Annotated in this window: 4 protein-coding genes; 1 reads left to right on the top strand and 3 read right to left on the bottom strand. The window is 66.8% G+C overall.

Annotated elements, in window-relative coordinates; translation table 11 throughout:
- Nucleotides 1–157: 157 nt before the first annotated feature.
- Complete coding sequence (locus tag VF168_11095; protein ID HEX7004717.1) at nt 158–1,432, top strand: DUF4143 domain-containing protein; 1,275 nt, start codon at nt 158–160, stop codon at nt 1,430–1,432.
- An 82-nt stretch (nt 1,433–1,514) separates the two neighbouring features.
- Here VF168_11095 and VF168_11090 read toward each other — a convergent pair whose 3' ends face one another.
- Genes VF168_11090 through VF168_11080 form a run of 3 tightly spaced genes read right to left on the bottom strand, consistent with a single transcriptional unit; the run spans nt 1,515 to nt 4,518 of the window.
- Complete coding sequence (locus tag VF168_11090) at nt 1,515–2,159, bottom strand: lactate utilization protein C (protein ID HEX7004716.1); 645 nt, start codon at nt 2,157–2,159, stop codon at nt 1,515–1,517.
- Complete coding sequence (locus tag VF168_11085; GenBank protein ID HEX7004715.1) at nt 2,156–3,652, bottom strand: LutB/LldF family L-lactate oxidation iron-sulfur protein; 1,497 nt, start codon at nt 3,650–3,652, stop codon at nt 2,156–2,158. Before VF168_11085 ends, VF168_11090 begins: the two co-directional genes overlap by 4 nt.
- Nucleotides 3,652–4,518 carry a (Fe-S)-binding protein gene (locus tag VF168_11080; protein ID HEX7004714.1) on the bottom strand — a complete coding sequence of 289 codons (867 nt, stop codon included), beginning with the start codon at nt 4,516–4,518 and terminating at the stop codon, nt 3,652–3,654. Before VF168_11080 ends, VF168_11085 begins: the two co-directional genes overlap by 1 nt.
- Between the last annotated feature and the right edge of the window lie 115 nt (nt 4,519–4,633).

Genomic DNA, 4,633 nt, shown 5'->3' with positions numbered 1-4,633 from the left:
GTCTTCGTGCGGCTATGAGGGTCCTATCGGTCGATCGGGCACCACATGCTCCCAATCTCCGTCGTTTCCTGTGCCAGCCGTCCGCGCAGCCTGCTAATGGTAGTCTCCGGAGCCTGCCAGTGGTAGCGTAGAGCTTCTGCTAATGGTATCATGCGCCATGAATAAGTACCTGCCGCGCATCGTCGATGCGGAGCTGAACGACCTTCTCGATGGCGCTCCAGCCATAGCCGTTGAGGGGCCCAAGGGCATTGGCAAGACCGCAACGCTCGCACGCCGCGCGAGCACAATCTACACGATCGACGATCCCCGGCAGCGAACCCTCCTCGAGGCCGATCCCGATCGACTTAACGACGACCCGAAACCTGTGCTGCTGGATGAGTGGCAGCGACTGCCCCAGGTTTGGGATTGGGTAAGGCGGGCGGTTGATGGCGGTACCGCTCCCGGAAGCTTCCTTCTCGCCGGCAGCGCCGCTCCAATTGAAGCCCCAGTTCATTCGGGCGCCGGCCGTTTCATCACGCTTCGCATGCGCCCCATGTCACTCGCGGAACGACAGCTCGAACCGGCCACCATCTCCTTGTCGCAACTGCTCACAGGGTCCAAGGAGCCTCTTCGTCAAAGTTCGGTACTTGGGCTGCGAGACTACGTTGGTGAGATCGTTTCCTCCGGCTTCCCGGGGATAAGGGAGAGCCCAGCGAGAGCGCGGAAGCTGCTCCTGGATGGATATCTACAGAGGATCTCGCAGCGCGACTTCGAAGAGCAGGGCCGAACCGTGCGCAGGCGCGAGGCTCTCTTGGCTTGGCTGCGATCCTACGCAGCGGCCACCGCTACTTCGGCCTCGTACAATCGGATACTCGATGCCGCAACGCCGGGTGAGGCAGATAAACCGGCTCGATCCACCACCGAGGCGTACCGGCAGGTCCTAACCGACCTCTGGATTCTCGACCCACTGCCAGCCTGGTTACCCGGCAGCAGGGGCTTGAGTCGACTCGGTCAGGCGCCAAAGCACCATCTCACCGACCCCGCTCTGGCCGCCAGGCTGCTGGGTCTTGGGCTGCAGAGCCTGCTGGCGGGAGAGGAGGCCGGGCCGGACGCCTTCCGTGGTGGCGACCTCCTTGGGCGCTTGTTCGAGTCACTGGTGACCCAAAGCCTGCGCGTCTACTCCCAACGGAACGAGGCGAACGTCTACCACCTAAGAACGAAGAACGGGGACCATGAGATCGACCTGATAGTCGAACGTGACGACGGGCGCGTGATCGCAATCGAGGTAAAACTGTCGCCCTTGGTGAGAGACGAGGACGTTCGACACCTGACCTGGCTGAGGGACCGGATCGGGAACAGGCTGCTTGACTCGCTTGTCGTCACACCCGGCAAGGATGCTTATCGCCGCTCCGACGGCATTGCGGTGGTACCAGCCGCGCTCCTGAACTCCTAGTCCTGCCGCGTCCTGTGCTACCTTCAATGGACCTGAACAGTGAGGACATCTCGACTCGGGATGGAGAGAGGCTGGACTATCGCTAGTCGACCGACTCGTCCACCACCAACACCTCGAGGGTCCTCGGCCCATGCACGCCCTCGACCCGGCTCAGCTCGATGTCCGAGGTCGCGGACGGGCCGCTGATGAAGGTAACCGGCCGACCGGCCGCGATCGAACCCTCGATCCGAGCGACCGCCTGGGGAACGATACCTTCGATCTGGGACGCCCGGACGACGCACAGGTGGAAGTCCGGAAGCAGAGTGGCAGCCCTCCTGCCCTGGCCCGGCCCGCCGTCGAGGACTAGGGTGCCGGTCTGGGCGATGGCCAGCGCGCAGGTGGTGAGCACGCCGTGGGCCGTGGACAGCTCCTCGTTGCCCAGGTCGTCGGGGAGTCGCTCCACCGTACCCGGCAGCCACTCCTCGGGGAAGCCTTCAGGCACGATCAGCCTACGGGCGCCTCGGCGTTCGCAGGCCAAGGCGACGGACGCCGGCACCTCTGCCTCCGTCACCCGGATAACCCGTGCGCGGTAGTCGCTCACCACCTCGGTGAACCTCCGCACCCGCGCTTCCCGGTCGCCGTCGTCCTCCATCAGATAGTCACGGCTGACCTCGTCACTATCGAGCCCGTCCACTTGCGGGCCGGTCGCCGCCCGGATGCGCTCGAGGATGCGGCTGCGGGCGCTCACCCATCCACCCCATGTGGTGCATCCGTGCCCGTCCGGTCGCGCGGGCCTTCACCTGCCCGCCCGTTCGCAGCTGTTCGTTCCCGGCGGCGCCACCATTCGCGGAACGACTCCCGCGGCAGGGCCGGCAGGTCGCGGGTGCTGCTCCAAGCCCCGAGTCCCGGCAGGCGCTCGATCACGCCGTTCCGCACGAACGGCCTCTGCGCCAAGCGGCCGGCTCGCTGGGCCAGCGCGTAGATTCGGGGGTCGCCGAACAGACGGGCAGAGGCGCGCATCGCCAACGCCTCCGGCAGGCCGGCAAGTCCTCGCCGTGCCTGCTTCTGGGCAACAACCCTGCCGCGCAGATGCACCAACAGCCTGGGGATGTCGATCTTCACCGGGCAGGCGTCGAAGCAGGCGCCGCAAAGGGTGGAGGCGAAGGGCAGCGTTTCGAACCGGGCTAGCTCGCGCAGTTGCGGGGTGAGGACTGCGCCGATGGGCCCCGGGTAGACGGAGCCGTAGGCGTGCCCGCCGGTCCGCTCGTAGACCGGGCAGGCGTTGAGGCAGGCGCTGCAGCGGATGCAGTGGAGCGCTTCGCGGCCCAACTCGCTTGCCAGTACCTTGGTGCGGCCGTTGTCGACCAGCACCAGATGGAACTCCTCGGGGCCGTCCCCGCTCGTCACCCCGGTCCAGAACGACGTGTAGGGGTTCATGCGTTCGCCGGTAGAGGAGCGCGGCAGCAGCTGGAGGAACACCTCCATGTCCCGCCAGCGCGGCACGACCTTCTCGATCCCCATGACCGTGATGAGGGTTCGCGGCAGAGTCGTGCACATGCGGCCGTTGCCCTCCGACTCGACCACGCAGATCGTCCCGGTCTGGGCGATACCGAAATTCGCGCCGCTGATGCCAACCGTGCTCGAGAGGAACCTCTGCCGCAGGAAACTTCGGGCCGCGCGGGTGAGGTCGCTCGGGTCGTCGCTGAGGTCGGTCTCGCCCAGTGTGCGGGCGAAGAGCTCGCGGATCTCGGAGCGGTTCTTGTGGATGGCCGGCACCAGGATGTGGCTCGAGCTCTCCCCTGCCAGCTGGATGATCAGCTCGGCCAGGTCGGTCTCGATCGCCTCGATGCCGGCCGCTTCCAGGGCGTCGTTGAGCCTGATCTCGTCGGTGGTGAGCGACTTGACCTTGATCGCCTGGCGCGCCCCGCTTGCCGCCACCAGTTCGCTCACGATGCGGTTCGCCTCAGCGGCGTCCTCGGCCCAGTGGACCTTACCGCCCGCGCCAGTCACCCGCTCCTCGAGCTGCTCGAGGTAGTGAGCGAGGTTGCGCATCGTGTGGGCCTTGATGCGTTTGCCGGCCTCGCGCAGAGCCTCCCAGTCGGGAAGCTCCTCCGTGAGCGCCAACCGCTTCGCCCGAATAGTTCTCGTCGCCTTGCCCAGGTTGCGCCGCAGCTGAGAGTCCTGCAACGCCTCCCGCGCGGCGACGGGGAACGGCAGGACGGGCAACTCGAGACGGGACATCAGAGTTCGGCCTCGGGCCGGATGGTCGCCGGTTCGTGGGCGGGCGTCGGTTCGTGGGCGAGCGCTGGATCCTCCGCCGGACCCTCCCCCGTCGACGCCAGCACGTCAGGGGGACCCGTCAGTCCCTCCCTCAGACCCTGGTCCGTGGACGCCAGCACCTCGGCGAGGTGGAGCGTGCGCACGCCGGTCTTGCCGCGCGACAACGCTCCGCCGATCTGCATCAGGCACGAGTTGTCCACGGCGACACAGTACTCGGCTCTGGTAGTCAGCACGTTGGCCACCTTGTCGCTCAGCATCGCGCTACTGGTGGCAGAGTTCTTCACCGCGAAGGTCCCGCCGAAACCGCAGCAGCTCTGTGCGTCGGGCAGCGGCACCAGCTCGATCCCCCTCACCGCGCGCAGGAGCCGGTATGGAGCGTCGCCCACCCGGATCCCACGGAGGCTGTGGCAGGTCGGGTGGTAGGTGACGCGGTGCGGGAAGTAGGCGCCCACGTCCTCCACGCCCAAGCGGTCCACCAGGAACTCGGAGAACTCGAAGGTGCGGGGGGCCAACCGCGTCACCCGCTCCAGAAGCTCGGGGTCGCCGTGCTCGTTCGCCAGGTACCGGTAGAACTCGCGCACCATGCCGACGCAGGAGGCAGAGGGGGCGACGACGGCATCGCTCCCCTCGAAGATCTCCACGAAGCGCCGCGCCAGCGTTAGGGCCTCCTGCTGGTAGCCGGTGTTGAAGTGCATCTGCCCGCAGCAAGTCTGCTCCTCCGGGAAGTCGACCTCCAGGCCCAGTCGCTCGAGTACCCGGGTCATGGCGATGCCGGCCTGGGGGAAGAGGGTGTCGACGTAACAGGGGATGAACAGTGAGACGCGCAAGAGGTGCTCCTTCGGGCGTTCCTTCAAGGGTAGCGCAGGGAGCGGGGCGATCGGGCGACCGAGGGGCCGGGTCGGTCGGTGGAGTGGAATGTGGGATGGGCTCACGATTCATGGA

It is taken from the genome of Trueperaceae bacterium, assembly GCA_036381595.1.
GTDB lineage: Bacteria > Deinococcota > Deinococci > Deinococcales > Trueperaceae > DASVCN01.
This window is presented reverse-complemented; position numbering and strand designations above follow the sequence as displayed.